We start from the raw sequence: 24,906 nt of genomic DNA on the forward strand, positions 1-24,906 counted from the left end.
GATCAGGCTTAACGCGAGAGGCCCTTCCGTTCACCATGACCGACACCACTCCCCTGCCCGTCGCCCGCACCATCGCGGACCTTCGCGCCCATGTAAGCGACTGGCGTCGACAAGGGTTCACCGTCGGCTTCGTTCCGACCATGGGAGCGTTGCACGAAGGCCACCTGACGCTGGTGCGCGAGGCCGTGCGTCGCGCCGACAAGGTCGTCGCCAGTGTCTTCGTGAACCCGACCCAGTTCGCCGCTCACGAGGATCTGGGAACCTACCCGCGGCAGGAGGCGCAGGACGCGGCGCTCTTGGCCGGCGCCCGCTGCCATCTGCTCTACGCGCCGTCGGTCGAGGAGATGTATCCGGCCGGCGCGACGACCACGATCAGCGTCGGCGGCCCGGCCGAAGGGCTGGAGGGCGCGTTCCGGCCGCAGATGTTCGGCGGCGTGGCTCTGGTCGTCAGCAAGCTGTTCAACCAGGTCCGGCCAGATCTGGCCGTGTTCGGCGAGAAGGACTGGCAGCAGTTGATGGTGATCCGCCGGTTGGTCCGCGATCTGGACATCCCTGTCGAGGTGGTCGGATCGCCGACAGAGCGCGACGGACACGGCCTCGCCCTGTCCAGCCGCAACGCCTACCTCTCGCCCGTCGAACTGGAGACGGCGCGGCGCCTGAACGGCATTCTCGCCGAGGCTGGAGTGAGGGCGTCCGACGGCGTGGTGGCGGCCGAGGCGTGGGCGTCGGAGGCGCTGATCGCTGCGGGGTTCGACGGCATCGACTATGTCGCCATCCGAAAGGCAGACGACCTGTCGCCGTTCGAGGGCGCCATCGACGCCCCCGCCCGCATCCTCGCTGCTGCGAAGATCGGGCGGACGCGTCTGATCGACAATATGGCGGTCTGAGCGCACCATTGACGCTTGGTCCGGCGATCCGGGAGAGACCCATGTTGCTGAGCCTGATCTTCGCCTTTCAAGTCGAGCAGCAACCGCCGACATGGGTTCCTGACGACGAGAGGCGATGGGTCCAGACGTGGCTCAGGCCAACTGGCGAGACCGTCACCGAAAGCCAGCTCCGGTCGGCGTCCACCCAGGAGCTGGCCGCCAGACTGCTCCCGGTCTCCGTGGCGGGCGCGGTGACATCGCACCAGATCGGCGAGAACACGGATGGCCTCCCGCCGCGGATGGTCGTGTTTCATGGCGACGCCACTCCCGTCGAAGCCGATGCCTGCCGGCGGACGGGTTACACAGTCACGCTGAAACCGGCCGGCGACCGGAACCTCACTGGCGAGACGGTCTCGTCCAGCCTCGAACTGGCCCTCGCTCCCGGGTGCCACGGCGAGCCGGGCTGGCGGATGATGCGGACCAACCCTGCACAGGCCGCCCGGTCACTGGAGCTCCTCCGCTGGTTCGCCAACCTGAAGATGCGGGCAGCGGGCGGTGAAGATCTGGCCGTGTCGCTAGCCTGTACAGGGTTCCAACCGGATCCATGCGCAGCCGGAGACAGGGCGGTTCTGGCCGCCCTGCCGCTCCATCAGGCGAGCAGCATCTCGATGCACGGCGGAAACTGGTACTTGGAGCTCAATCCGGGACGCCGGGATCAGCTGCACTGGCGCATCCGCATTCACCGGCCGGCGGAGGGAGATCCGTCCATCAGGATGGACTGGACGCCGCCGCCGCCGTTCTAGCCGATCGAGCCGACGCAGCCCTCGATGCCGCCGACATTCAGCGGGGCGTCGGTCAGGGACAGGGTCCAGCCGTGGTGGGTGGCCAGACCGCGACGGCGGATGCCCGAGCCGTCGCCGGCGTCGCCGCCGACATCGACCAGCACACGGCGGCCGCCCGGCAGGGCCGCCGGATCGATCTTGCCGACGGCCAAGGCCGTCGGGATATCGCCGCCGAAGCCGTCGAAGACGCTGAGGCCGGTCCATTCGCGGCGAAGGCCCGTCCACCAGGCGTCCTCGGTGTTGATGGCCAGCACAGCCACGCCGTGGCCCTCGGCGGCCCATTTGAGCGCCGCTTGAGGATCGCGGACGGCGCGCATCTCGGCGGCGTCGCCGAAGCGCAGACGGGCGCCATCGAAAGCGCGGGTGGGTTCGATCGGCGACCAGACCTGCACCTGCATCCGCCCCTGACGGGCCAGACCCCAGCCGACGATCTGCCGCCAGAGCGACTCGACCGCCTCGTGGTTTTCCGCGGCCGCCTGCTTGAGCAGGCGTTCGAGGACCGCCTTCTCGCGGTCGGGACGCAGTTTGACGTGCGGGCCCGCCGGAGCGTCCTTGGCCTTGCCGACGCGGGCAGCGATGGAGAGGCGGCGCTGGAACAGGGCCAGGATCTCGTCGTCGAGCAGATCGATCTCGTGACGGAGGGCGGCCAGGGCCATGTGTTCGGGAGACAGGTCGGCGGGGTTGGTCATCGTCGACGGCCAGACCTGTTGCAGGGAAGCGGATTGGGACACGGGGAGAAGCTTTCGATTTCAGTACGGCATGAGGCGTTTGCGAGCCGCCGCCCCGTCGCAGGGCGGTCGCCGGCGAGGCGGTCAGGACGCGTTGCCTGACGCCTCAGCCGGCGTATCGAAAGCCGTAGAAATACAGGTCCGCGGCCGCGGCGAGGCGGGCGGTGAAAGTCGCAGCGATGGCTTGCGAGCGGACCATGCGCCTCAATGGCGGCAAGGATCGTGCGCCGTCAACCCTCGGGACGGCTAAGGAGGACGAAACGCGTGCGGTTATCGCTGGAATCCTGAAGATCGTTGCGCAGGATCGACAGGTCATAGACCTCGGCCGCCCGGGCCGGAGCCACGGCGGCGCGGGCCGGATCGCCAGCTTCCGCCACGGCGCGGGCGGCGCCTGCGGTATCGAACGCCTCGACCGCCTCGATGCCCAACGACGCAAGCGATGCCGGACATTGGCGCAGCGCGATGGGATGGCTCTCCGCCGTTTTCACCGACCGCAGGCTGGCGCCGTGCGGGGCCATGAGGGCCAGACGGATTGGTCGCCAGACGTCGGAGACCTGCACCAGTCCGGACTGCTCGACGAGCGTCGCGGCCGGTTCGACCCGGCCGATGGTCGAGTTCTCGACCGGGATCAGGGCGCAGTGCACCTCGCCGGCGAACAGGGCCGCCAGCGCCGCGTCGAAGGTCTCATAGGCGACCGGCTCGTCCCACGGGCGCAGGTCGAGGCAGGCCTCGTGGCTGAAAGCTCCGGGCGCGCCCTGATAGGCGCAGCGACCGCCGGCCGCCTGCCCCTCGGGCCGCCCGACGCCGTTCATCAGGCGGCCTCGGAGCGGGACTGCCGCCCCGACTTCAGACGCTCGGCGACGAGGAAGGCCAGCTCCAGCGCCTGATCGGCGTTGAGGCGCGGGTCGCAGTGGGTGTGGTAGCGGCTGGACAGGTCGTCCTCGGTCAGCGCCTGCGCGCCGCCGAGACATTCGGTGACGTTCTGGCCGGTCATCTCCAGATGCACGCCGCCAGGGTGGACGCCCTCGGCCTCTGCCACGTCGATGAAGGTGCGGACCTCGCTCAGGATCCGCTCGAACGGGCGGGTCTTGTAGCCGTTACCGGCCTTCAGTGTGTTGCCGTGCATCGGGTCGATCGACCAGATCACGCGCTTGCCGGCATCCTTGGCCGCCTTCATCAGGCGCGGCAGGCGGTCGCCCACCTTGTCCGAACCGAAGCGGCCGATCAGCGTCAGGCGACCCGGCGTGTTGTCCGGGTTCAGCGCGTCGATCAGCGGCAGCAGGTCGTCCGGCTCCATGGTCGGGCCGCACTTCACGCCGATGGGGTTCTTGATCCCCTTCATGAACTCGACGTGGGCGCCGTCCAGCTGGCGGGTACGCTCGCCGATCCAGAGCATGTGGGCCGAGGTGTCGAACCATTCGCCGGTGCCGCCGTCGAGACGCGTCAGGGCGCTCTCGAGGTTCAGCAGCAGGGCTTCGTGGCTGGTGAAGACCTCGACGCGGCTCAGGTCCGGATGGCTCTCGGGCGTGACGCCAACGGCCTCCATGAAGGCCAGCGCCTCGGTGATCTTGTCCGCCAGTTCGCGATATTTGGCGCCGTAGGCTGTGTCGCCCGCGAAGCCCATCGTCCAGCGATGGATGTTGTACAGGTCGGCATAGCCCCCGCCGGCGAAGGCGCGCAGCAGGTTCAGCGTCGAGGCCGACTGGTTGTAGGCCTTGAGCAGACGCTGCGGATCCGGAACCCGCTCTTCCGGCGTGAAGGCCATGCCGTTGATGATGTCGCCGCGGTAGCTGGGCAGCTCGACACCGTCGATCGTCTCAACGCCCGAGGAGCGCGGCTTGGCGAACTGGCCGGCGATGCGGCCGACCTTCACCACCGGCTTGCGGCCGGCGAAGGTCAGGACCACCGCCATCTGCAGGATCAGGCGGAAGGTGTCGCGGATGTTGTCGGTCGAGAACTCCTTGAAGCTCTCGGCGCAGTCGCCGCCCTGAAGCAGGAAGGCCTCGCCGGCCTCGACCTGCGCCAGGCGCGACGTCAGGCGACGCGACTCCCCGGCGAAGACGAGCGGCGGCATGGCGCGAAGCTCATCCTCCACGCGATGAAGGGCGGCCATGTCCGGATAATCCGTCGGCATCTGCACGACGGGTTTCGATCTCCAGCTCTCGGGGGTCCAGCGGGTACTCATGCCGCCAAGATAGGCCTGTGGAGGTTCCGGGACAATGAAGCGATGACGCGATCTTGTCGCGCTTTCCATCAGCCCGCCGACATGTGTCCCGGCTGCTGCTTCTCGCGCAGGGTGACCAGCTCCTCGGCCATCGTCGGGTGGACGGCGCAAGTGGCGTCCCACTGGGCCTTGGTCAGGCCCGCCTTCACGGCGATGGCGGCCAGCTGGATCATCTCCGGCGCCTCGGGGCCGACGATGTGGACGCCGACCACCTTCTGGCTGGTAGCGTCGACGACCAGCTTCATCAGCACCCGCTCGTCGGAGCCGGTGAAGGCGTACTTCATCGGCCGGAAGCGGGTGACATAGACGTCGACCTCGCCCGGACAGGAGTGACGCGCCTCGCTCTCGGTCAGGCCGACCACGCCGACCGGCGGCTGGCTGAACACGGCGGTGGCGACGGCCTCGTAGTCGAAGGCCTGCGGGTTGTCGCGGAAGACCGTCTCGTGGAAGGCCACGCCCTCGCGGATGGCGACCGGCGTCAGGTTCATCCGGTCGGTCACGTCGCCGATGGCCCAGATGTTGTCGGCGGTGGTCTTCGACAGCTCGTCGACCTTGATCGCGCCGTCCTCGGTCATCTCAACGCCGGCCTTGTCGAGGTTCAAACCCTTCACATACGGCGCCCGACCGGTGGCGAACATGACGACGTCGGTCTCGATCTTCATGCCGTTCTCCAGCACGTTGACCAGACCGCTGTCCGTCTTCTCGATCGCGGAATGCTGGCAGCCGAGGATGACCTTGATGCCGCGCTTCTCGATTTCGCCAGCGAGGTGGGCGCGCACGTCGTCGTCGAAACCGCGCAGGATGTTCGGGCCGCGATAGATCAGGGTGGTCTCGACGCCGAGTCCAGCGAAGATACCGGCGAACTCAACCGCGATGTAGCCGCCGCCCGCGATCAGAATGCGCTTCGGCAGTTCCGGCAGGTGGAAGGCCTCTTCCGAGGTGATGGCGTGCTCGATGCCCGGCAGTTGCTCCGGCATCCACGGGCGGCCGCCCGTGGCGATCAGGATCTTGTCGGCGGTGATCTCGCGATCGACCGCGCCTTCCTTGTTCAGGATCTGGACGGTGTTGCGGTTCTTCAGAACCGCCCGGCCATGGACCATATCGACGCCGGCCTTGCCGAGGTTGGCGGCGTAGATGCCCGACAGTCGTGCGATCTCGACGTCCTTGGCTTGGATGAATTTCGGCCAGTCGAAGCTGGCGTCGATGGTCCAGCCATAGCCCTCGGCGGTCTCGAACTGGTGGGCGAAGTCCGAGGCCATGACCATGAATTTCTTGGGCACGCAGCCACGGATCACGCAGGTGCCGCCGACCCGGAACTCCTCGGCGATGGCGACCCGCTTGCCGCCCAGCGCCGTCAGCCGCGCCGCGCGCACCCCGCCCGAACCGGCGCCGATGACGAAGAGGTCGTAGTCGTGGTCAGCCATGAGCGGTCCCGAAAAGTTGCCGTGCACTTCGTACACTTCGTGCAGATCATGCACCCTCGACGGGGCGTGCAGGCCCCGGACTTAGGCGCCGTCATAAGGAGGGGCAAGCCCGCCGACGGTGGTTACGGCGTCAGCACCTCGACGCCGTCGTCCGTGCCGATGATCGCTTCGTCGGCGAGGTCGAGGAACAGGCCGTGCTCGACCACGCCGGTGATCAGCTTCAGATCGTCGGCGAGGCGGGCCGGATCGTGGATCGCGCCGCAGGCCGCGTCGTAGATCAGGTTGCCGCCGTCGGTGCGGACGACGCCGCGCTCGGCCTGACGCACACGGGCCGGCATGGCGATGTCGTGGTCTGCCAGCACATCGGCGATCCGGTTGCCGGTCGTCTTGTGGCCGAAGGCGACCACCTCGATCGGCAGGGCGAACTTGCCGAGGACCGTCACGACCTTGGCCGCGTCCGCGATGCAGATGCAGCGACTGGAGGCCTCCCACACCAGCTTCTCACGCAGCAGGGCCGCCCCGCCGCCCTTGATCAGGGCCAGACCCGGGCCGATCTCGTCGGCGCCGTCGACGGTGAGATCGATGCGCGGCGTGTCCTCCAGCGTCGACAGGGTCAGACCCAGCTCGCGCGCCAGCTCGGCGGTCGCCTCGGACGTCGGCACGCAACGCAGGCCCTCCAGCTTGCGGGCAGCCAGCGCCTTCACGAACCAGGCGGCGGTGGAGCCGGTGCCCAGACCGACCACCATCCCGGCCTCGACGCGTTCGGCCGCCGCTTCGCCGGCCCGGCGTTTCTGATCGTCCGCACTCATTTCGACTTCGCCTTCTTCGCGCGCATCGCGTCCATGAACCGGGCGGCCCAGCCCGGCTTGCTCTGTTGTCCCGCCCGGCCCAGCGCCAGATCGCCGGGGCCGACGTCGCTGGTGATCACCGAGCCCGAGCCGACCATGGCGCCCTCGCCGATGGTCACCGGGGCGACCAGCGAGCTGTTCGAACCGACGAAGGCGCCCTCGCCTACCGTCGTATGATGTTTGAAGAAACCATCGTAATTGCAGAATATCGTACCCGCGCCGATGTTGGCCTTCGCCCCCACCGTCCCGTCGCCGAGATAGGCCAGATGGTTGGCCTTGGCGCCCTTGGCCATCTTCACGTTCTTGACCTCGACGAAGTTGCCGATCTTCACATCCTCGGCCAGTTCGGCGCCCGGGCGCAGGCGGGCGTAGGGGCCGACCTCGGCGCCGGCGGCGACCGTGGCGCCCTCGATGTGGCTGAAGCTGCGGATGCGTGCGCCGCCGGCGATCCTCGCGCCCTTGCCGAAGACGACGAAGGGCTCGACCGTCGCGCCGCCGCCGATCTCGGTATCCCACGAGAAGTGGACGGTCTCGGGCGCCGGCATGGTCACGCCATTGGCGAGGAAGGTCTCGCGCTGGACCTTCTGGAACAGGGCCTCGGCGACGGCCAGTTCGCCCTGCGCGTTGACGCCCATCACGGCGTCCTCGTCGGCGAAGACCACGCTGGACGGCGCGCCGCGGCCGCGGGCCAGGGCCACCACGTCGGTCAGATAGTATTCGCCCTTGGCGTTGTCGTTCTTCACCTCGGCCAGCAGTTCGAACAGCAGGCCCGACGGCGCCGCCATGACGCCGGAATTGCAGGCGGTGACCTTCAGCTGATCCGGCGAGGCCTCCTTGTGCTCGACGATGGCCTCAAGGCCGCCGTCGGCGTCGATCAGCAGCCGGCCGTAGCCCGACGGATCGCGGGCCTCGAAACCGACGACCGTCACGCCCTCGCCGCCGCCGAATACAGGCGCGATGTCCGAGGCCTTCAGCAGGGGCACGTCGCCGTAGGTGATGACCACCTGCCCCTCGAAGCCGGCCATAGCGTCCTTCGCGCACAGCACGGCGTGGCCGGTGCCCATCGGCGGGTCCTGCACCGCAATGGCGCCTTCGCCCAGTCGCTTGACGACGTGGGCGCGGACTTCTGGCGAGTGATTGCCCACCACGACGATGACCCGCTCGCAGCCCAGCGCCTCTGCGGCGTCAATGGCGTGATCCAGCATGGCGCGCCCACCGACCGGGTGCAGCACCTTGGGCAGCGGCGACTTCATCCGCGTGCCCTGCCCCGCGGCGAGGATGATGGCGGCTCTGGCTTGGCTGGTCATGAATCGTCCCGGCGGCTAGTGACGCGCGTGTCTAGCCCATCGGGGCGGCGGACGGGAGACACCGGTGATCGATCGCGACCTGGAAGGCTGGACCATCGCCTTCGACCTGGACGGCACGCTGGTGGAGACCCATCAGGACCTGGTCGGCACGCTGAACCGGATGCTGGTGAAGCATGGCCTGCCGGAGACGCCGATGGAGAGCGCGGCCTCCCTGATCGGCGGCGGTGCGCGGGCCTTGCTGCAGCACGGGTTCGAGCGCGCGGGCGCCAGCTGGGACGAGGCCCATGCCCCTGCCCTGTTCGAGGATTTCATCGCCGACTACGTCGAGCATATCGACGATCACTCCCGCCCTTTCGACGGCGTTGTCGAGACGCTGGAGCGGCTGTCCGCGCGCGGGGCGATCCTCTGCGTCGCCACCAACAAGCGCAGCGACCTGTCGGAACTGCTGCTGGGCAAGCTGGACCTGACCCGGCATTTCGCCGCCATCGTCGGGCCGGATCGCGTCAGCGCCCGCAAGCCGTCGGGCGCGCACCTGATCGAGGCGGTGAAGCTGGTGGGCGGCGATCCGGCGCGGGCCATCATGGTCGGCGACGCCTCTCCGGACACCGGCGCAGCGCAGGACGCCGGCATGCCCTGCATCGTCGCCACCTTCGGCTACAGCCCGATTGCACCGGAAGATCTGGGCGGCGACGTGCTGATCGACGCCTTCGAGGACGTCGAGGAGGCGATCGACGGGCTGGTCGTCGACTTCTACGTGCAAAAGGCGCTCGCCGACGCCTGATTGCAGTCGCAGCCGTTGCGATTGCTGCACTGCGATAACATGTTCGACGGCTCAGTCGCTCGAGACCGCGCCATGCTTCGTCGCTTCTTCGCCATTCCCCTGTGGATCCGGACCATGGTCGGGTTCGCGCTCGGCATCGTCGCCGGCCTGATCCTGCGCGAGCAGGCCACGGTCTGGCTGCAGCCGATCGGCGACGTCTATCTGAACCTGATCCGCATGGTGGTGGCCCCGCTGGTGCTGTTCACCATCGCCAGTTCGATCGCCAAGCTGGGCGAAGGCGCGGGCGCAGTGCGGCTGGGCGTTCGGACCATCGTCTGGTTCGCCATCACCTCTCTGCTGGCGGTGCTGGTCGGCTTCGCCTTCGGCCACATCATCAATCCCGGCGTGGGCCTGTCGAACCTGCCGCTGGGCGAGGTGCGCGAGCGGGTGATTCCGACGCCGCTGGAGGTGCTGATCGGCATCGTCCCCACCAATCCCTTCGCCGCCCTGGCCGAAGGCAAGGTGCTGCAGATCATTTTCTTCTCCGCCCTGGTCGGGATGGCGCTGGTGGCGCTGGGCGATCGCGCCCAGACGGCCCGCCGGTTTGTCGATGAAGGCGCGGCCATCGTCTTCCGCATCACCCGCTGGGTGATCCAGCTGACGCCCTTCGGCGTGTTCGGCCTGATCGGTTCGGTGGTCGGCGGCTACGGCTGGGAGGCCCTGCTGCCGCTGATCAAATTCATCGTGGCGATCTACGCCGCCTGCCTGTTCCATATCCTCATCGTCTATTCCGGCCTGCTGAAGGCGCACGGGCTGAAGGTGAAGAGCTTCTTCCGCGGGGCCTTCGCGGCCCAGCAGACCGCCTTCGCCACCTCGTCGTCGCTGGGCACCCTGCCGATCACACTGCGCCAGACGGTCGAGCGTCTGGGCGTCCCGCAAGCCTATGCCGCCTTCGCCGTGCCGCTAGGGGCCAATGTGAAGATGGACGGCTGCGGCGCCATCTATCCGGCCATCGCGGCCATCTTCATCGCCCAGTATTTCCAGATCGAGCTGTCGCTGACCCAGTACGTCCTGATCGGCCTGACCGCCGTACTGGGTTCGCTGGGGACCGCGGGCGTGCCGGGCACCTCGATCGTCATGCTGACCCTGACGCTGTCGACGGCCGGTCTGCCTCTGGAAGGCATCGGCTACATCGTCGCTATCGACCGGATCATCGACATGATGCGCACCGCGACCAACGTCACCGGCCAGATGCTGGTCCCGGTGCTGGTGGCCAAGGAGGAGAAGATCCTCAACGAGGACATCTACGACGGTCGCGTGGCCTGGCTGCCGGGCGACCCGGACGCCGAGAGCGTGGACGGCGCGCGGGCGGCGGGGATCTGATCAGGGCGCCGCGCGCCGCATGGGCTGCGGCTGGCCGTAGGTCAGGCTTCGCCAGACCCACTCGGCCGGTCCAAAGCGGAAAACCCTCAGCCAGACTGCGCTGAACACGCACAGCCCGACGAAGACGGCGATGGCGAGCCCGTTCATCACCAGCGTCGTCAGCCAGGCGACATCATTGATCCGTCCGAGCCCCCAAGCGTACCAGACGAAGCTGCCGATCGCGTTCGAGGCGAGGTAGCCCGTCAGGGCCATCCGCCCCATCGGCGCCAGCAGCCGGGTCAGCCACTGGCCCTTGCGATTGATGTAGAGCGTCAGGGCCGCCAGATAGCCGAAGGCCATGATCGGCAGCCCCATGTAGGCCGCCGAGACCACGCCGTAGACCACGCCGTCCACAGGGAGGCCGAGGCGGCGCGTCGCATGGACGGCGCTGAGCAGCAGCCCCAGCGGCAGCGCGATCCAGACCAGGCGGCGCAGCACCGGCCGGTGGCGCTCGATATCCTCGAACAGGCCCCGCCGCGCCGCCCAGACGCCGAGCATGAACAGACCCAGCACGCCCAGATCGTAGACGATCACCGGGCCTGTCTCGCCGACGTTGTGCAGCAGGTAGTAGCGCAGGTTGGCGCAGATGAAGTCCATATAGTCGCCTGACAGATAGGCCGGAGCCAACGCCCCATAGCCGGCCTCAACCTGGCCCGGCGTCATGCCAGCGAGACTGGGCAGAGGCGCGCCCGTCACCGCCTCGATCATGCCGGCGAAGAGCGGTGGGGCGAGGATCAATGCGAGGCCGAGAGCCAGCAGTAGTCGCTGGCTCGCATTCCGGAACAGCAGCAGCACCATGCCCAGCAAGGCGTAGACGATCAGGATGTCGCCCCAGTAGAGGAACGCCAGATTGGCCGCCCCGATCCCGAGCAGGATCAGCATCCGCCGCAGGTAGAATGCGCCAAAGCCGGCGCCCCGCGCCTGCGCCCGCTGCATCAGGATGCCGAAGCCGACGCCGAACAGGAAGGCGAAGGCCGAGCGCGCCTTGCCCTGCAGGAAGACCAGGTCGAACAGGCCGATGCCGAGATCGACCGGTCCGGCCGCCGCCAGCACTGCCGGAGCCTTGAAGATCATGACCATGGCGGTGATGTTCATCACGATCACGCCGAACAGGGCGATCGCCCTCAGCGTATCGAGCAGCACCAGCCGTTCCGCGACCGGAACCATCCGCCCGCCCCAAGCCATTTGATCCGACATTTCACCGACCCCCGTTTTACGGGCAGAGGATGAGGCACGCCGGGGCGAGTGTCGATGCCAAGGCTCTTGCCACCCGGCGCGGGTCGGGCTATCTCGCCGCCTCCCCGCTTCGCCGGGGCCCGAAAGATGGATGTGTAGCTCAGCGGGAGAGCACCTCGTTCACACCGAGGGGGTCACAGGTTCAATCCCTGTCACATCCACCATTTCCCCTACCGACATCGATTTCAGCGTCTTCGCCCTCGCAGGGTCAGGCGTGGTCGCGCGCATGACGCAACCCTGAGCGGAAAGCGTAACCGGTTTGGTTTGGGAATTGCGAGTAACTATCATTCTCGTTATTGCGCCACCCTCTCAGTAACAAGCGGGGCAATCGCATGCGGCACTCCTTCCGGCAGATCACACTCACCAGCAGCGCCATCGCTGCCGCCCTGCTTTATCCGGCGATCGCATCGGCCCAGACCGCGCCGGCGACGCAGCAGCCCGCTTCGGTGCCGACCGTCGTCGTCGAGGGTGAAGCGCCTGCGGTTCCCGCCTACCGCTTCGGGACCGCGATCGACTCCGGGACGAGCATCCTGTCCGAGGAGGCCGTCCGGACGAACGCGCCGGGCAGCGGCGACGCCATCGACCTGCTGCGTCGTCTGGCCGGCACCCAGTTCGCCATCGAGCGCGACACGCGCGTCACCGAGGAAAGCCTGCGCGACCTGCGCCCGGAGATGATCTCGATTTCGGGCGGTCGTCCGACGGACAACATGTTCACCCTGGACGGCATCGGCACGAACACCCTGTTCGAACTGACCACGCCGGGCACCCGCTCCACCCTTCCCGCCCACTTCGAGGATGTGGCCGGCGTCAGCGCCCAGAGCATCTTCATCGACACCAACCTGATCGGCGGCATCACGGTCCGTGATTCGAACATCTCGGCCGAGTACGGGAAGTTCACCGGCGGCGTGGTCGAGATCGTCACCCGCGATCCGGGCCGCCGATACAGTGTGCAGGGCAGCGTCGGGTACAGCGGCTCGGAGCTGACCTCGTGGAAGACGGCGCCGGGATTCACGGGCACGCTTCCGGAGGAGCCGGACTATCGCAAGCTGCGCTGGAGCCTGTCGGCCGATCTGCCGATCACAGAGACCATCAGCGTTCTGGCCGCCTACAACCGGTCCGAAGCTGAATCGACCTACACTCGCAGCGCCACCTATGGCGGCGGTAAGTACGGCTCGCTGACCTTCAGCGAGAACTATCTGCTGAAGACGCTGGTCGAACTGCCGAACGAGATGCGGCTGACCGCCCAGGTCACCCACGCGCCCTATCGCAGCGACTACGAGGGCGGCAGCGGGATCAACAATCTGATCGTCACCCACAGCGGCGGCACGACCGGCAAGATCTCGCTGGAAGGCGTGCGCGGCGTGGCGGACTGGCGGCTGGAGCTAAACCACGCCTGGTCGGACATGGACCGGGACGCGCCCCGCTACAATTTCTCGCGCCCGACCGGCGGCATCGTGAACTGGTGCGCCAGCTCGACCTGCACCGAGGGCGGCTTCGGCGACATCAACCAGAGCCAGCGCGACACCAGCTTCCTGGGCCGCTGGACCCAGCCCTTCGGCGGCGGGGATCTGAACCTCGGCTTCGACTACAACCGCACCGAAGCCCAGAAGGAGCGCCCCGAGGAGGGCCGCGCCTATCAGCGCGGCGCCTATGACACCCGCACGGTCTGCGCCTCGCCGACCGACATCGCCTGCGTCGCCGGCGACCACGCCTCACTCCGCTACATCTCGTACGGCGTGTTCGACTTTAACGTCGGCATCGACGCCTTCAGCGCGTTCGGCGAGTACACCCGCGAGATCAACGGCGTGACCTTCCGTGCGGGCCTCCGGTACGACTACGAGAGCTTCCTTGGCAATCACACCCTGTCGCCCCGCCTGTCGGTCAGCGGCGAGCTGCCGTGGTTCGGCATCACCGCGACCGGCGGCCTGAACCGCTACTATGGCCGCAGCTTCCTGAGCTATGCCGTGCGTCAGGCCCGTCCGGGCAACCTGACCTACGAGCGCACCGGCGTGCTGACCGGCGGCCAGCTGGTGTTCAGCGAGAACTGGAACCTGACCGCTATCGGCACCCCGGCCAACTATGCGGATGCCGACCTCGACACGCCCTACAGCGACGAAGCCACGCTCGCCCTGACCGGCCCGGCGCCTTTCGTCGGCGGCGAGTGGCGTCTGAAGGGCGTCATCCGCGAAAGCCGCGACCTGATCGTCAGCAACCCGGGTCAGGTGACGACCTACGACGACGTCAACCGCGCGCGGACCTACACGATCTATTCGCCGAGCAACGAGGGCGAGAGCTCCTACAAGGGCGGATCGTTCGAATACATCCGCACCTTCGGCCGCCACAGCCTGACGTTCAGCACCGCCTTCTCCGAGACGAAGTCGAATGCGAACCGGGAGTACGACATCGACGACTTCGAGGACATCGGCTCGACGCAGGTGGTCTACAACGGCCAGCTGGTCTCGCTGATCGATATCGCCCAGCAGAACGATCGTCTGGACTTCGCCTCGCCGTTCGTCGGCAATCTCAGCTGGAGCTCGCGTTGGGTCGACGACCGGCTGAGTCTGAGCGGCGGCCTGCGTTACCGCGGCAGCTTCGAGCGCGTCGAGGACACTGGCGTCAACCAGCGGATCAACAACGTCAACTACGACGTCTATGACGTGGTGGGATACAAGCCGTCGGTCGATGTCGATCTGAACGCCAGCTTCGATGTGATCCGCGACAACGGCCGTCAGGCGACGCTGGAGGCCCGCGTCGCCAACCTGTTCGACACCGTGCCGAACAAGAGCGTGTCGTTCTCGACCAACCCGTACCAGATCGGTCGGGTGGTCTGGCTGGGCATGCGGTTCCGGTACTGATCGGTGAGCCTGAGCACGCCCAGACTGGCTGTCGCGACCGCCGTCGGCGTCGGCCACATCGGTTTGGGCGTCTTCCTGTCCAGCACAGCGCCGCCGGAGATCTCCGGCGGCGCGCCGGTCATTCAGCTGACACTGGAGCCGATCGCGCGGTTCGACGGGGACGGCGGCGCAGACAGCGATGTCGCCACGGCGGCCGAGACCGCAGGCAGCGGCGGAGGCTCCACTCAGCCCTCACAGCCCCGCGCGGAGCTCAGGGTGCGGACGCCGCAGCCCTCGCCGCTGTCCGCCGCGGTCACGCCCGCGCCGACGGTTGAGATCGCCGCGGCACAGACATCGACGCTGGCGCCGTCTCCGGCCCCGCCCGGCAAGGGACCTTCACAGGGGCCCGCTGACGGTTCCCGCACGATCGCCGGCGGCGAGCGCAACAGTCGCGCGGGCCAGACCGGCAGGGGCGGCGGCCAGACGCTGGGGGCCGCAGCAGCGCCTCTGGAAGATCGCTATGGCGCCGAGGTCATCGCCTGGATCGAGCGACACAAGCGTCATCCGGGCGGCCGCGCAGGCGGTATCGTTCATGTGAGCTTCGTTCTCGATCGTCGCGGCCGGCTGCGCGCCAGCCGGATCGTCAACGGCAGCGGCGTCCCGTCTCTGGATCAGGTCGCGCTCAGCCAGTTGCACGCCATGCAGCCCTTCCCCACGCCGCCGCCGGGCACGACCTGGTCGCGACGCGACTTCGACGTCGCGATCGACTACCGCCTTCGCTAGAGCGCCTCGAGGAAGGCGACCAGATCCGCCTGCTCCTCGCGGGTCAGATTGCGCGGCCGCAGCATGTCCGAAGTCTTCGGGAACAGCGGATCGCCGATCTGCTCATCGCGCGGACGAGGTCTCGCGCCGCCCGCGTTGTAGAAGGCCACCACCCCGGCCAGCGTCGGCAGGCCGCCGTTGTGCATGTAAGGCGCGGTGCGGGAGACGCCGAGCAGACTGGGCGTGCGGAAGGCGGTCATGTCCTCCGGCTTGCCTGTCACGACATAGCGCCCGCGGTCCTCGCGGGGACGGCCGTAAAAGCCCAGACCGAGATTATGGAAGCGCTGGTCCGTCAGCAGCGGACCGTTGTGACAGCTGGCGCAACCGGCCTTGCCCCGGAACAGGTCGAGGCCCCGGCGCTGCTGTTCGTCCAGCGCATTGATGTCGCCGGCGATGAAGCGGCTGTAGCGGCTGCGGCGTGGCGACAGGCTGCGCTGGAACGAGGCGAGCGCACCGGCGATCCGCTCGCCCGTCACCGCGCCGTCGCCGAAGGCCGCCGCGAACGCCTCGACATAGGCCGGATCGGCGGCGAGCCGGCGGCGAACCTCGGCCATGTCCGCGTGCATCTCTTCCGGATGAATGATCGGCATCGGCGCCTGGGCTTCCAGGCTGTCGGCGCGCCCGTCCCAGAACAAGGTCTCCATCCAGCCGGCGGTCAGCAGCGAGGGAGAGTTGCGGGTGTGGGGTGTCCGGTCGTGCCCAAACGATCGCGACAACCCATCAGCGAAGGCCAGTTCGCGGTTGTGGCACGACGCGCAGGCGATCTGGCCCGAGCCCGACAATCGCGGATCCTCGAACAATCGCTCGCCCAGCGCCCGCAACGCCCGCGGCTGCTCCGGCAATGCCGGGACAGGACCGAACTCCGTGAAAACGGAGCCCGGTTCCAGCAGCGGAGGCGCGAGAGAGGCCATCACCGCGGCCGGGTCCGGCGCGACCCGCTGCTGCAGGCCGGGGCCGAAAACCAGCGCGGCGCCGATCAGACCTGCAGCGGCAGTCGTGCTGGCGAGACGCGATACGGGTAAGCGGCGCCGGAACATGGTTGCGGCTTAATGCAATCCATTCTCACTTGCGACCAGTGAAGCCAAATTTGAGCGATGGAGCGGTTTTCCGCTCGTCAGCCGCTGTTCCGCCTTTATCGGGGCGCAAACGCGCGCCCCCTTTTCCGGCCGAAAGGCTGGCGCGCGCCGACGCGGCGCCCTACGGACCCTGCCCATGCCTTTCCCAGCCAGCCACCCGTCGCTTGACCGCGCGCTTTCCGAACGCGGCTATGCCGAGCCGACCGCCGTTCAGGCCGCCGTGCTTGAAGCCGAGGCCGGTCGCGATCTCCTCGTTTCCGCCCAGACCGGCTCGGGCAAGACCGTCGCCTTCGGCCTCGCGCTGGCCCCGACCCTGCTGGGCGACGCCGAGCGGTTCACCGACAACGCCGCGCCGGTGGCTCTGGTGATCGCCCCGACCCGCGAGTTGGCGCTGCAGGTCTCCAAGGAGCTGGAGTGGCTGTACGCCAACACAGGCGCGCGCATCGCTACCTGCGTGGGCGGGATGGATCCCCGCGCCGAGCGCCGGGTGCTGGATCGCGGCGCCGCCATCGTCGTCGGCACGCCTGGTCGTCTGAAGGACCACATCGAGCGCGATGCGCTGGACCTGTCCGAGTTGAAGGCCGTCGTCCTCGATGAGGCCGACGAGATGCTGGACATGGGCTTCCAGGAAGACCTGACCTTCATCCTCGACCAGGCCCCGGCCGAGCGCCGCACCCTCCTGTTCTCGGCCACCATCGCGCGCGACATCGCCGAACTGGCCAAGACCTATCAGCGCGACGCCTTCCGCATCGACACGGTCGTCAAGAACGCCTCGCACGGCGACATCGAATACAAGGCCATCCGCATCGCCCCGCACGAGGTCGAGCACGGCGTCGTCAACGTCCTGCGCTATTTCGAAAGCCCCGGCGCCCTGGTGTTCGCCAACACGCGCGAGCGGGTGAAGCACCTGACCGCCTCGCTGCGCGAACGCGGCTTCTCGGTCGTCGGCCTGTCGGGCGAGCTGACCCAGTCGCTGCGTTCGGAAGCCCTGCAGGCCCTGCGCGACGGCCATGCCCGCGTTTGCGTGGCCACCGACGTCGCCGCCCGCGGGCTGGACCTGCCGGATCTGGGGCTGGTGATCCACGCCGAGATTCCGGTCAACAAGGCCACCCTGCTTCACCGTTCGGGCCGTACCGGCCGCGCGGGCAAGAAGGGCGTTTCGGTGCTGATGGTCAGCCATACCCGTCGCCGCAAGGTCGAGATGATGCTGAACTCGGCGTCGATCAAGGCGGAGTGGTCGGGCGCCCCGTCCGCCGACGCGATCCGCGCCAAGGATCACGAGCGCATGCTCACCGACCCGATCCTGATGGCCGAGGCCGACGAGGAATCGCTGGCCATGGGCAAGGAACTGCTGGAGCGGACCTCGCCCGAGCACGTCGCCGCCGCCCTGATCCGCCTTTACCGCGAAAAGCTGCCGCCGCCCGAGGACGTGCAGGACGACGAGCGCATGAAGCGCGCCCAGGAATCGGGCCGCAACGAGCGCGGCCAGAAGGACGGTCCGCTGGTCGACTTCGCGCGTGGCGGCGACATGACCTGGTTCCGCGTCAACATCGGCCGCGAGAAGAACGCCGACCCGAAATGGCTGCTGCCGCTGATCTGTCGTCTGGGTCACGTCACCAAGCGCGACGTCGGCTCGATCAAGATCTTCGACCGCGAGACAAAGTTCGAGATCACCGCCGACGCTGAAGCCAAGTTCCGCGCTGCGATGGCTCAGGCCAACGACGAGGGCGTGACCATCCAGGATGCGGTGGCTCCGGCCGCCGGCGAGAAGAGCCTGCGCAAGTGGGACAAGCCGGCCGGTGACCGCCCCGACCGTGGCGACAAGCCGTTCCGCAAGCCGCGCGCCGATGGTGACGCGCCGAAGAAGCCGTGGAAACCCCGCGAGGAGCGCGCTGACGGCGACGCTCCGCGCAAACCCTGGACGCCGCGCACGGACCGCGAAGCGCCGGCCGCCGCCGGGGGCGAGAGCAAGCCGAAGTGGGTGAAGCGCACCAAGGACGCGCCGACGCCCGAGGGCAAGAAGCCGTGGGTAGACAAGCCGAAGGGCGACAAGAAGCCTTGGGCGCCGCGCGCTGAAGGCTCGACCGGGGGCGAGCGCCCGTGGACCGGCAAGCCCAAGCCGGGCGGCTTCAAGGGCAAGCCCGCCGGCGGCAAGCCGCCGTTCAAGGGCAAGCCCAAGCGGGACTGATCAGGCTTCGGAGCCGATCGGCGCCTTGAGCACCACGCGCAGGCCGGGGTTGGTGTCCTGATAGCTCAGGTCGCCGGCCAGCTGGCCGACCAGGCTGCCTATCATCATCGAGCCGAAGCCCTCGCCGACCGCGTGGCCGCCCTTGCCCGCGTCCTCGACGATCAGCCGCAGATGGCTGTCGTCTTCCTGCAGCCGTACACGGATCGGACCCGGCGAGCCGTCATAGGCGTATTTCTGCGCATTGATGATCAGCTCGGTCAGGATCAGGCCTAGCGTCACCGCCCTGCCCGCCTCGACGCGAACCGGCGACAGGTCGTGGTCCAGCTGGGCGCTCCAGTCCTGTCCCATCGAGGCGCCGAGGTCGTCGATCAGCTCGATGAAGTAGCGCGCCAGATCGACCGAACTGCTGGCCTCGGCTCGGTAGAGCCGGCTGTGCACCATCGACACCGCGCGCACGCGTCGGCGCGCCTCCATCAGCTGCGCCTGCGCGGCCGGATCGGCCTGACGGGCCTGAAGGCCGAGGAAGGATGACACCAGCGTCAGGCTGTTCTGGACGCGGTGGTTCACCTCGCGGATCAGGAACTCCTGCTGCTCCAGCCTTAGTTCGCGCTCGCTGAGCGAGGCCTGTAGCGAGCGGTTGAGATGCCGCAGCTGACTGACCGAGACGAAGTCATTCAGAGCGTCGCGCAGGCGCAGGGTCGATTCCACCTGCGCCGGCGTCCAGCGGCGCGAGCGGCCGCGCACGGTCTCGGTCCAGGCCTCGAACGAGGCGCGCGGCGTCAGCTGCCCGGCCGCACCCGTCTTCATCGCCGTCGACGGATTGCCGGCCCAGCGCACGGTCTCGACGATCTCGGCGCGGAAGAACAGCAGGGTCAGGGGACGGTCGCCCTGCAGGTGCACGCCCAGCAGGCCGCTGGCCTCGGTTTGCCATTCGGCCGTCTCCGGCCTGCGGGTGGATAGCGCATGCGTCGCCAACGGGCGAAGGCTGGGCTGGTCGGCGACCCATTCGGCCAGTTGCTGCACGGCTTCGGCCGGCGGCGTGACGCCAAAGCGATAGACATCGCCGCCACCGACGATGGCGACGCCGTCGGCGTCCATCAGATCCGCCAGGTCGCGCCCGCGGCTCGACAGCGCCTCCGCCAGCGGGCGATCCACCGGCAGGCGACCGATCAGTTCGTCCTCAAGCTGTCGCAGGCGCGTGCGCTCGCGATAGAGCTCGGCGTCGCCCTTGGCCTTGATCTGGCGAGCCAGCGAGCGGGCCAGATTGGTCGCCGCCATGCGAAGTTCGAACGGCAAGAGCTGCGGCCGCGAACTGTGACAGGCCACCAGTCCCCACAGCTCGCCATCGATGATGATCGACACCGAGGCGGAGGCGCGCACGCCCATGTTCTTCAGGTACTGGAGGTGGACCGGCGACACGCTGCGCAGACCACAGTTGCTCATGTCCAGCGGCTTGTCCGCGGCCGGGCGCAGGGGCTGGGGCTCGTAGGAAGAGTCCGGGATCACCCGCACCGGATTGCGCAGATACAGAGCCCGGGCCTGCCGCGGGATGTCCGTCGCCGGGAAGTGGTGGTTCTGGAAGGAGTCGACCTCGGACGAGCGTGCTTCGGCCACGACCTGACCCGCTTCATCCTCGAGGAAGCGATAGATCATGATCCGGTCGTAACCGGTCAGGGTCCGGAAGGCTTCGGCCGCGCGCTCGCAGACTGCACGCACCGTGGCAGCCCGTTCCAGGGCCGCGCCGGCGGCGTCCAGACGCGTGATCAGTTCCACGCCAAGCTGCGCCGCCTGCGAGCTCTGCTCGACCTCGACGACCAGTCCGGTCTCGGAGGGACGCACGATGATGTCATAGTCCAGGCCGTTCACGCCGCGCCAACGACCGATGAAGCCGTCCTCGCCGACGCTGGCCGCCGCCTTCAGACGGGAGGCCACGGCCTCGCCGAACACGCCCTCGATGTTCTGGCCGATCCAGCTGGCGCGGCCCGTCACCGTTTCCAGACGACCGGCCTCGCGCCCGACGGTCATGTCCCGACGGTCCACCACGAAGAGAAGACCGTGGGGCTGGATAGCCTCCGGGACGTGGATGGGCTCGCGATCGCAATCCGTGAGGTCGACGCGATCTTCGGCGTCGGCGATGTCGGTCATACGGCCATGCTCTAACGGGCGGGTGGAACCAGAATTCTGAAGGCCAGGTCAAATGCGTCCTCGCCGCCCTTCACGATGTCGTCCTGCGTTGCGCGCCCCGAAGCGCAGGCAGACTCCATCGCGTGGATGAACGCGCGCCAGCGCGATCCGGTTTCATCGCCCCATGGATCAAGAAACTCAAGTCCCGTCAGAGGGATGCTGTCACGGACCATGGCCTTGCGCATGACCCGCCCGCCCAGCATCGAACCTTCGGCGACATAGACCCAGCCGATGGCCTCGCCATAGCTCGGCAAGGCGGGCGCGGGCTCCGCGTCGTCCGGCGTTCCTCCCAGACTCTTCAGTCCCTCGCGGATCAGCGGCGAGCGGCTGTCGGGATCATAGCCATCCTCGGCGAAGCTCCCGCGCCATGGCGCGATGGCGGCTTCGACGGCGGTGTGCAGGGCAAGGAAACGGACCGTCATTCCGGGGCGCTCCTCGAGATCGCGCAGGCGACGTTCGACGTCCGCCTCCGTCTCGATCTTGGTGTGGATATCGGCCGTGGCCGTGCGGAGCGCCTGGAGTACTGGTGAGACTGCCATGCATTAACGGTAACAGACACAGCGACGGTGTCACCCGTTCGCGCCCATTGATCTGCACCTGTAACCGTTTACGCTGACGACCAATCAACAAGATACGGGCAGGAAACAGATGGCGGACGTCCGGCTGACCGGCGTGACCAAGCGGTTCGGGACGACCGAGGTGCTGAAGGGGATCGACCTCGACATCGCCGATGGCGAGTTCGTCGTCTTCGTCGGCCCGTCCGGCTGCGGCAAGTCCACCCTGCTGCGCACCATCGCCGGCCTCGAGGAGGCCAACGGCGGCGAGATCGCCATCAGCGGGCGCAAGGTCAATGACCTGTCCCCCTCGGATCGCGGCATCGCCATGGTGTTCCAGTCCTATGCCCTCTACCCGCACATGAGCGTGTACGAGAACATGGCCTTCGGCCTGAAGCTGGCGAAGGCCGACAAGGCCGAGATTGATCGCCGGGTGCGCGCCGCGGCAGATACGCTGAACATCACCGACTATCTGGACCGCAAGCCCAAGGCCCTGTCGGGCGGCCAGCGCCAGCGCGTCGCCATCGGCCGGGCCATCGTGCGCGAGCCGCAGGTCTTCCTGTTCGACGAGCCGCTGTCCAACCTCGACGCCGCCCTGCGGGTGCGCATGCGCTACGAGTTCGCCAGCCTGCACGAGCGGCTGAAGACGACGATGATCTACGTCACCCACGACCAGGTCGAGGCCATGACCCTGGCCGACCGCATCGTGGTGCTGAACGGTGGCATCATCGAACAGGTCGGCGCGCCGATGGAGCTGTACGAGCGCCCGCGCAACCTGTTCGTGGCCGAGTTCATCGGCAGTCCGAAGATGAACCTGATCGCCGCGGAGGTCGTCTCGGCGACCGCGAAGAGCGCGACCGTGAAGACGGCGGCGGGCGACACACTGAAGGTCGCGGTGGACGCCGCCTCGGCCAAGGCCGGCGACACCGTCACTGTCGGCATTCGCCCTGAGCACCTCGCGCTGGGCGGCAAGACCGGCTCGATCTCGACGAAGGTGACCTTCGCCGAGACCCTCGGCCACGCGACCTTCGCCTATGCGGACTACGCAGGGACCTCGCTGACAGTGCAGCTGCCCGGCGACGTTCGTCCGGAAGCCGGGAAGGCGCTGGAGCTCGCCGTGCCGGCCGATCAGGCGCATCTGTTCGACTCCGCCGGAAACGCCTTCGCCCGCCTCTGAAGCGTAACGCTTGTTGCATCGCACAAGCGCAGGCCTCTAGATGACGGCATGCCCTCCCCGGCCACGCTCACCGTCGATCTGAACGCCCTCGCCGCGAACTTCCACACGCTGGAAGCCATAGGCGGCGTCCCCGTCCATCCCGTCGTCAAGGCGGACAGCTACGGCCTCGGCGCCGCCGCCTGCGCCACACGCCTGATGGCGGAAGGCGCGCGGACCTTCTTCGTCGCCCGGGCCTCGGAAGGCGTGGCGCTGCGCGAGACGCTCGGGGCCGAGCCCGCCATCTATGTGCTGGACGGCTGCGCGACCGGGCGTGCGGGCAAGCTAGTCGCGGCAAACCTGCGTCCGGTCATCAACACGCCGGAGCAACTGGCCGAGTGGAAGGGCGCGAACGGCGGCGCCTGCGGCCTGCAGATCGATACCGGCATGAACCGCCTAGGCTTCCGTCCCGAGGATGCGCCGGAGCCGTTCGACGGGCTCGAACTCGTCCTCAGCCACCTCGCCTGCGCCGATGAGCCCGGCCAGGAGATGAATGGGCGCCAAAGGATGGTTTTCGAAGAGATCGCAACGCGATACCCCGGTATCCTGAGATCGTTTTCCAACTCCGGCGGAGTCTTCCTGACGCCGGGATACGGCTTCGACGCCCTGCGTCCCGGCATCTCGATGTACGGCGGCGGGCCCGAAGGCCGGCCGGATCCGCGGCTGAAGGCGGTCGCGACGCTGGAGGCGGAGATCCTGCAAATCCGCGACGTGCCGGTCGGCGAGAGCGTGGGCTATTCGCGCGGCTTCGTCGCCGACACCGTCACCCGTGTGGCTATCTGTGCGGCCGGCTATGCGGACGGCGTGCTGCGCAGCTACAGCCCGAAGGGGCAGGTCTTCGTGGGCGGCGAACTGCGTCCGATGCTCGGCCGGGTCTCGATGGATGTCTGCGCGGTCGACGTGACGGGGCTGGACGTCTCGGTCGGCGATCGGGTCGAGCTGTTCGGCGCCAACCGCCTGCTCGATGACGCCGCCGCAGCGGCCGGCACCATCGCGTACGAGCTGCTGACCTCGATCACCGCCCGGGTGCCGCGCGCCTACGTCGGCTAGCGCGCGTCCCTCATGACCTCGCCGCCCTTGATGACGACGGGGACGGTCTCGAGCGCCCGGACATCCAAGAGCGGATCGCCCGCGACCGCGATCAGATCGCCGTAACGGCCCGGAACGATGGCCCCGACATCGCCCTCGCGCCCCAGAGCCTGCGCTGCGTTCCACGTCGCCGAGCGGATCGCCTCGGCCGGCGTCATGCCATACTCGACCATCACGGCGAACTGCCGGGCGTTCTGACCATGCGGATAGATGGCGGCGTCGGACCCGAACACGATCCGGGCTCCGGCGCGATGCGCCGCGCGGAAGTTGTCGCGCTGAATCTGGGCGATCTCCCGGTCCTTGCGCAGGTTGTCCTCGGTGACGCCGAACTCCGTGCCCGTGGCCTGGGTGAAGTCGGTATTGAAGATGTCCATCGACAGCCAGGTTCCGTGCTGGACCGCCAGCCGGATGCCCTCGGCGTCGATCATCGAGGCGTGCTCGATGGTGTCGATGCCGGCGCGGATCGCCTCGCGGATGCCCGATGCGCCATGGGCATGGGCGGCGACGCGCAGGCCCCACATGTGCGCCTCGTCCGCCGCGGTCTTCAGCTCATCGAACGTCAGCTGCTGCTGGCCCGGCTCGGTGTTGCGCGAGAAGACTCCGCCGGTCGCACAGATCTTGATCACCTGCGCCCCGTATTTGCGCACCTCGCGAACCACGTGACGCATCCGGTCCACGCCGTCGGCGACGAAGTCGCTCTCGACCTGCATCGAATAGGGGTAGCCGGTCTCGTCGCAGTGACCGCCGGTCGCGCCGATATAGGCCCCGGCCGGCACCACGCGCGGGCCGACGACAAAGCCCGCGTCGATGGCCTGCATCAAGGCGACATCGGCGAAGTTCGGACCGCCAAGGTTGCGCACGGTGGTGAAGCCCGCATCCAGCGTGGCCCGGGCGTTCGGCGCCTGAAGGATGGCGCCGAAGTCGTCGGCGTAGTCCAGCGCATTCCAGCCAGAGACGTAAGGCGTGTTGGCCAGATGTACGTGCATGTCGATCAGGCCGGGCAGCAGGGTCAGACCCGGCAGGTCGAGGCGCTGCGCGTCTGCCGGAAGATCGGCCGGCGCCGCGGTCCCGACCGAAACGATCCGGCCATCGGTGACCACCACCACAGGATTGTCGACGTAGCGTCCGCGCTCGACATCGACCATGCGGGCGGCAGTGACGACCAGCGTCTCGGACAGCGCCGGTGTAGCGACCAGTGTCAGCGAGAGTGCGGCGACGGCCAGACGGTGCAGCATGGTGATCCTCCCCAGGATGCCGGACGCTGCCACGCGGACCGCCTCGGGAGCGAT

The 24,906-nt window shown here is 68.1% G+C and carries 20 protein-coding genes and 1 tRNA gene; 10 read left to right on the top strand and 11 right to left on the bottom strand.

What is annotated here, in order from left to right; genetic code table 11:
- Positions 1–35: 35 nt before the first annotated feature.
- Both panC and ABDZ95_RS10820 read left to right on the top strand, forming a co-directional pair.
- Positions 36–887: a pantoate--beta-alanine ligase gene (panC, locus tag ABDZ95_RS10815; protein ID WP_343793567.1), complete on the top strand. Its 852-nt coding sequence runs from the start codon at positions 36–38 to the stop codon at positions 885–887.
- Between the two features lie 41 nt (positions 888–928).
- Complete coding sequence (locus ABDZ95_RS10820; RefSeq protein WP_343793569.1) at positions 929–1,669, top strand: hypothetical protein; 741 nt, start codon at positions 929–931, stop codon at positions 1,667–1,669.
- On the opposite strand, the gene ABDZ95_RS10825 is transcribed toward ABDZ95_RS10820, so the two are convergent.
- From ABDZ95_RS10825 to glmU, 6 genes are all read right to left on the bottom strand, one after another.
- Positions 1,666–2,439, bottom strand: a complete 774-nt coding sequence (locus ABDZ95_RS10825; RefSeq protein WP_343793571.1) for a chorismate mutase — start codon at positions 2,437–2,439, stop codon at positions 1,666–1,668. The two genes, ABDZ95_RS10820 and ABDZ95_RS10825, sit on opposite strands and share 4 nt — an antisense overlap.
- A gap of 227 nt (positions 2,440–2,666) precedes the next feature.
- A complete protein-coding gene (locus ABDZ95_RS10830) occupies positions 2,667–3,248 on the bottom strand; it encodes a prephenate dehydratase domain-containing protein (RefSeq protein ID WP_343793573.1) in 582 nt (193 codons plus the stop codon).
- Positions 3,248–4,621 (bottom strand): class II 3-deoxy-7-phosphoheptulonate synthase, encoded by a 1,374-nt coding sequence (locus ABDZ95_RS10835; RefSeq protein ID WP_343793575.1) that lies wholly within the window; start codon positions 4,619–4,621, stop codon positions 3,248–3,250. Before ABDZ95_RS10835 ends, ABDZ95_RS10830 begins: the two co-directional genes overlap by 1 nt.
- A 68-nt stretch (positions 4,622–4,689) precedes the next feature.
- Positions 4,690–6,084 (bottom strand): glutathione-disulfide reductase, encoded by a 1,395-nt coding sequence (gor, locus tag ABDZ95_RS10840; RefSeq protein WP_343793577.1) that lies wholly within the window; start codon positions 6,082–6,084, stop codon positions 4,690–4,692.
- Between the two features lie 122 nt (positions 6,085–6,206).
- A complete protein-coding gene (rpiA, locus tag ABDZ95_RS10845; RefSeq protein ID WP_343793579.1) occupies positions 6,207–6,893 on the bottom strand; it encodes a ribose-5-phosphate isomerase RpiA in 687 nt (228 codons plus the stop codon).
- The gene (gene glmU / locus ABDZ95_RS10850) at positions 6,890–8,239 is read right to left on the bottom strand and encodes a bifunctional UDP-N-acetylglucosamine diphosphorylase/glucosamine-1-phosphate N-acetyltransferase GlmU (RefSeq protein WP_343793581.1); all 1,350 of its coding nucleotides are present in this window, start codon (positions 8,237–8,239) and stop codon (positions 6,890–6,892) included. The genes rpiA and glmU overlap by 4 nt, the downstream gene beginning before the upstream one ends.
- A 64-nt stretch (positions 8,240–8,303) precedes the next feature.
- Between glmU and ABDZ95_RS10855 the strand changes: the two genes are divergently transcribed.
- Both ABDZ95_RS10855 and ABDZ95_RS10860 read left to right on the top strand, forming a co-directional pair.
- Positions 8,304–9,020, top strand: coding sequence for an HAD-IA family hydrolase (locus ABDZ95_RS10855; RefSeq protein WP_343793583.1), 717 nt, complete (start codon positions 8,304–8,306; stop codon positions 9,018–9,020).
- A gap of 72 nt (positions 9,021–9,092) precedes the next feature.
- Complete coding sequence (locus ABDZ95_RS10860) at positions 9,093–10,382, top strand: dicarboxylate/amino acid:cation symporter (protein WP_343793585.1); 1,290 nt, start codon at positions 9,093–9,095, stop codon at positions 10,380–10,382.
- Here ABDZ95_RS10860 and ABDZ95_RS10865 read toward each other — a convergent pair whose 3' ends face one another.
- Positions 10,383–11,618 carry a DUF418 domain-containing protein gene (locus ABDZ95_RS10865; protein WP_343793587.1) on the bottom strand — a complete coding sequence of 412 codons (1,236 nt, stop codon included), beginning with the start codon at positions 11,616–11,618 and terminating at the stop codon, positions 10,383–10,385.
- Between the two features lie 128 nt (positions 11,619–11,746).
- Here ABDZ95_RS10865 and ABDZ95_RS10870 point away from each other — a divergent pair.
- The 3 genes from ABDZ95_RS10870 (at position 11,747) to ABDZ95_RS10880 (ending at position 15,274) form a co-directional block, all read left to right on the top strand.
- A tRNA-Val gene (locus tag ABDZ95_RS10870) sits at positions 11,747–11,821 on the top strand.
- 168 nt (positions 11,822–11,989) lie between these two features.
- Entirely contained in the window at positions 11,990–14,512 is a 2,523-nt protein-coding gene (locus tag ABDZ95_RS10875; protein WP_343793589.1) for a TonB-dependent receptor, read from the top strand.
- Positions 14,513–14,515: 3 nt separating this feature from the next.
- Entirely contained in the window at positions 14,516–15,274 is a 759-nt protein-coding gene (locus ABDZ95_RS10880) for an energy transducer TonB (protein WP_343793591.1), read from the top strand.
- Here ABDZ95_RS10880 and ABDZ95_RS10885 read toward each other — a convergent pair.
- Positions 15,271–16,350: a cytochrome-c peroxidase gene (locus tag ABDZ95_RS10885; protein WP_343793593.1), complete on the bottom strand. Its 1,080-nt coding sequence runs from the start codon at positions 16,348–16,350 to the stop codon at positions 15,271–15,273. The genes ABDZ95_RS10880 and ABDZ95_RS10885 overlap by 4 nt on opposite strands.
- A 175-nt stretch (positions 16,351–16,525) precedes the next feature.
- Between ABDZ95_RS10885 and ABDZ95_RS10890 the strand changes: the two genes are divergently transcribed.
- Complete coding sequence (locus tag ABDZ95_RS10890) at positions 16,526–18,577, top strand: DEAD/DEAH box helicase (RefSeq protein WP_343793595.1); 2,052 nt, start codon at positions 16,526–16,528, stop codon at positions 18,575–18,577.
- Here the strand turns inward: ABDZ95_RS10890 and ABDZ95_RS10895 are convergent, their stop codons facing one another.
- The gene (locus ABDZ95_RS10895; protein ID WP_343793597.1) at positions 18,578–20,722 is read right to left on the bottom strand and encodes a histidine kinase dimerization/phosphoacceptor domain -containing protein; all 2,145 of its coding nucleotides are present in this window, start codon (positions 20,720–20,722) and stop codon (positions 18,578–18,580) included.
- Between the two features lie 11 nt (positions 20,723–20,733).
- Positions 20,734–21,300, bottom strand: a complete 567-nt coding sequence (locus tag ABDZ95_RS10900; RefSeq protein ID WP_343793599.1) for a biliverdin-producing heme oxygenase — start codon at positions 21,298–21,300, stop codon at positions 20,734–20,736.
- A gap of 109 nt (positions 21,301–21,409) precedes the next feature.
- Between ABDZ95_RS10900 and ABDZ95_RS10905 the strand changes: the two genes are divergently transcribed.
- Together ABDZ95_RS10905 and alr are read left to right on the top strand one after the other, a co-directional pair.
- Positions 21,410–22,492, top strand: a complete 1,083-nt coding sequence (locus ABDZ95_RS10905) for an ABC transporter ATP-binding protein (RefSeq protein WP_343793601.1) — start codon at positions 21,410–21,412, stop codon at positions 22,490–22,492.
- 48 nt (positions 22,493–22,540) lie between these two features.
- Entirely contained in the window at positions 22,541–23,578 is a 1,038-nt protein-coding gene (gene alr, locus ABDZ95_RS10910; RefSeq protein ID WP_343793603.1) for an alanine racemase, read from the top strand.
- Here the strand turns inward: alr and ABDZ95_RS10915 are convergent.
- Positions 23,575–24,852, bottom strand: coding sequence for a Xaa-Pro dipeptidase (locus ABDZ95_RS10915; protein WP_343793605.1), 1,278 nt, complete (start codon positions 24,850–24,852; stop codon positions 23,575–23,577). The two genes, alr and ABDZ95_RS10915, sit on opposite strands and share 4 nt — an antisense overlap.
- Between the last annotated feature and the right edge of the window lie 54 nt (positions 24,853–24,906).

The sequence above is a fragment of the Brevundimonas kwangchunensis genome, assembly GCF_039523815.1.
GTDB classification, from domain to species: Bacteria; Pseudomonadota; Alphaproteobacteria; order Caulobacterales; family Caulobacteraceae; genus Brevundimonas; species Brevundimonas kwangchunensis.

Coding starts and splice junctions, on each gene's coding strand:
- panC (WP_343793567.1), top strand. CDS start 36: ATGACCGACACCACTCCCCTGCCCGTCGCCCGCACCATCGCGGACCTT.
- ABDZ95_RS10820 (WP_343793569.1), top strand. CDS start 929: ATGTTGCTGAGCCTGATCTTCGCCTTTCAAGTCGAGCAGCAACCGCCG.
- ABDZ95_RS10830 (WP_343793573.1), bottom strand. CDS start 3,248: ATGAACGGCGTCGGGCGGCCCGAGGGGCAGGCGGCCGGCGGTCGCTGC.
- ABDZ95_RS10835 (WP_343793575.1), bottom strand. CDS start 4,621: ATGAGTACCCGCTGGACCCCCGAGAGCTGGAGATCGAAACCCGTCGTG.
- gor (WP_343793577.1), bottom strand. CDS start 6,084: ATGGCTGACCACGACTACGACCTCTTCGTCATCGGCGCCGGTTCGGGC.
- rpiA (WP_343793579.1), bottom strand. CDS start 6,893: ATGAGTGCGGACGATCAGAAACGCCGGGCCGGCGAAGCGGCGGCCGAA.
- glmU (WP_343793581.1), bottom strand. CDS start 8,239: ATGACCAGCCAAGCCAGAGCCGCCATCATCCTCGCCGCGGGGCAGGGC.
- ABDZ95_RS10860 (WP_343793585.1), top strand. CDS start 9,093: ATGCTTCGTCGCTTCTTCGCCATTCCCCTGTGGATCCGGACCATGGTC.
- ABDZ95_RS10865 (WP_343793587.1), bottom strand. CDS start 11,618: ATGTCGGATCAAATGGCTTGGGGCGGGCGGATGGTTCCGGTCGCGGAA.
- ABDZ95_RS10875 (WP_343793589.1), top strand. CDS start 11,990: ATGCGGCACTCCTTCCGGCAGATCACACTCACCAGCAGCGCCATCGCT.
- ABDZ95_RS10885 (WP_343793593.1), bottom strand. CDS start 16,350: ATGTTCCGGCGCCGCTTACCCGTATCGCGTCTCGCCAGCACGACTGCC.
- ABDZ95_RS10890 (WP_343793595.1), top strand. CDS start 16,526: ATGCCTTTCCCAGCCAGCCACCCGTCGCTTGACCGCGCGCTTTCCGAA.
- ABDZ95_RS10895 (WP_343793597.1), bottom strand. CDS start 20,722: ATGACCGACATCGCCGACGCCGAAGATCGCGTCGACCTCACGGATTGC.
- ABDZ95_RS10900 (WP_343793599.1), bottom strand. CDS start 21,300: ATGGCAGTCTCACCAGTACTCCAGGCGCTCCGCACGGCCACGGCCGAT.
- ABDZ95_RS10905 (WP_343793601.1), top strand. CDS start 21,410: ATGGCGGACGTCCGGCTGACCGGCGTGACCAAGCGGTTCGGGACGACC.
- alr (WP_343793603.1), top strand. CDS start 22,541: ATGCCCTCCCCGGCCACGCTCACCGTCGATCTGAACGCCCTCGCCGCG.
- ABDZ95_RS10915 (WP_343793605.1), bottom strand. CDS start 24,852: ATGCTGCACCGTCTGGCCGTCGCCGCACTCTCGCTGACACTGGTCGCT.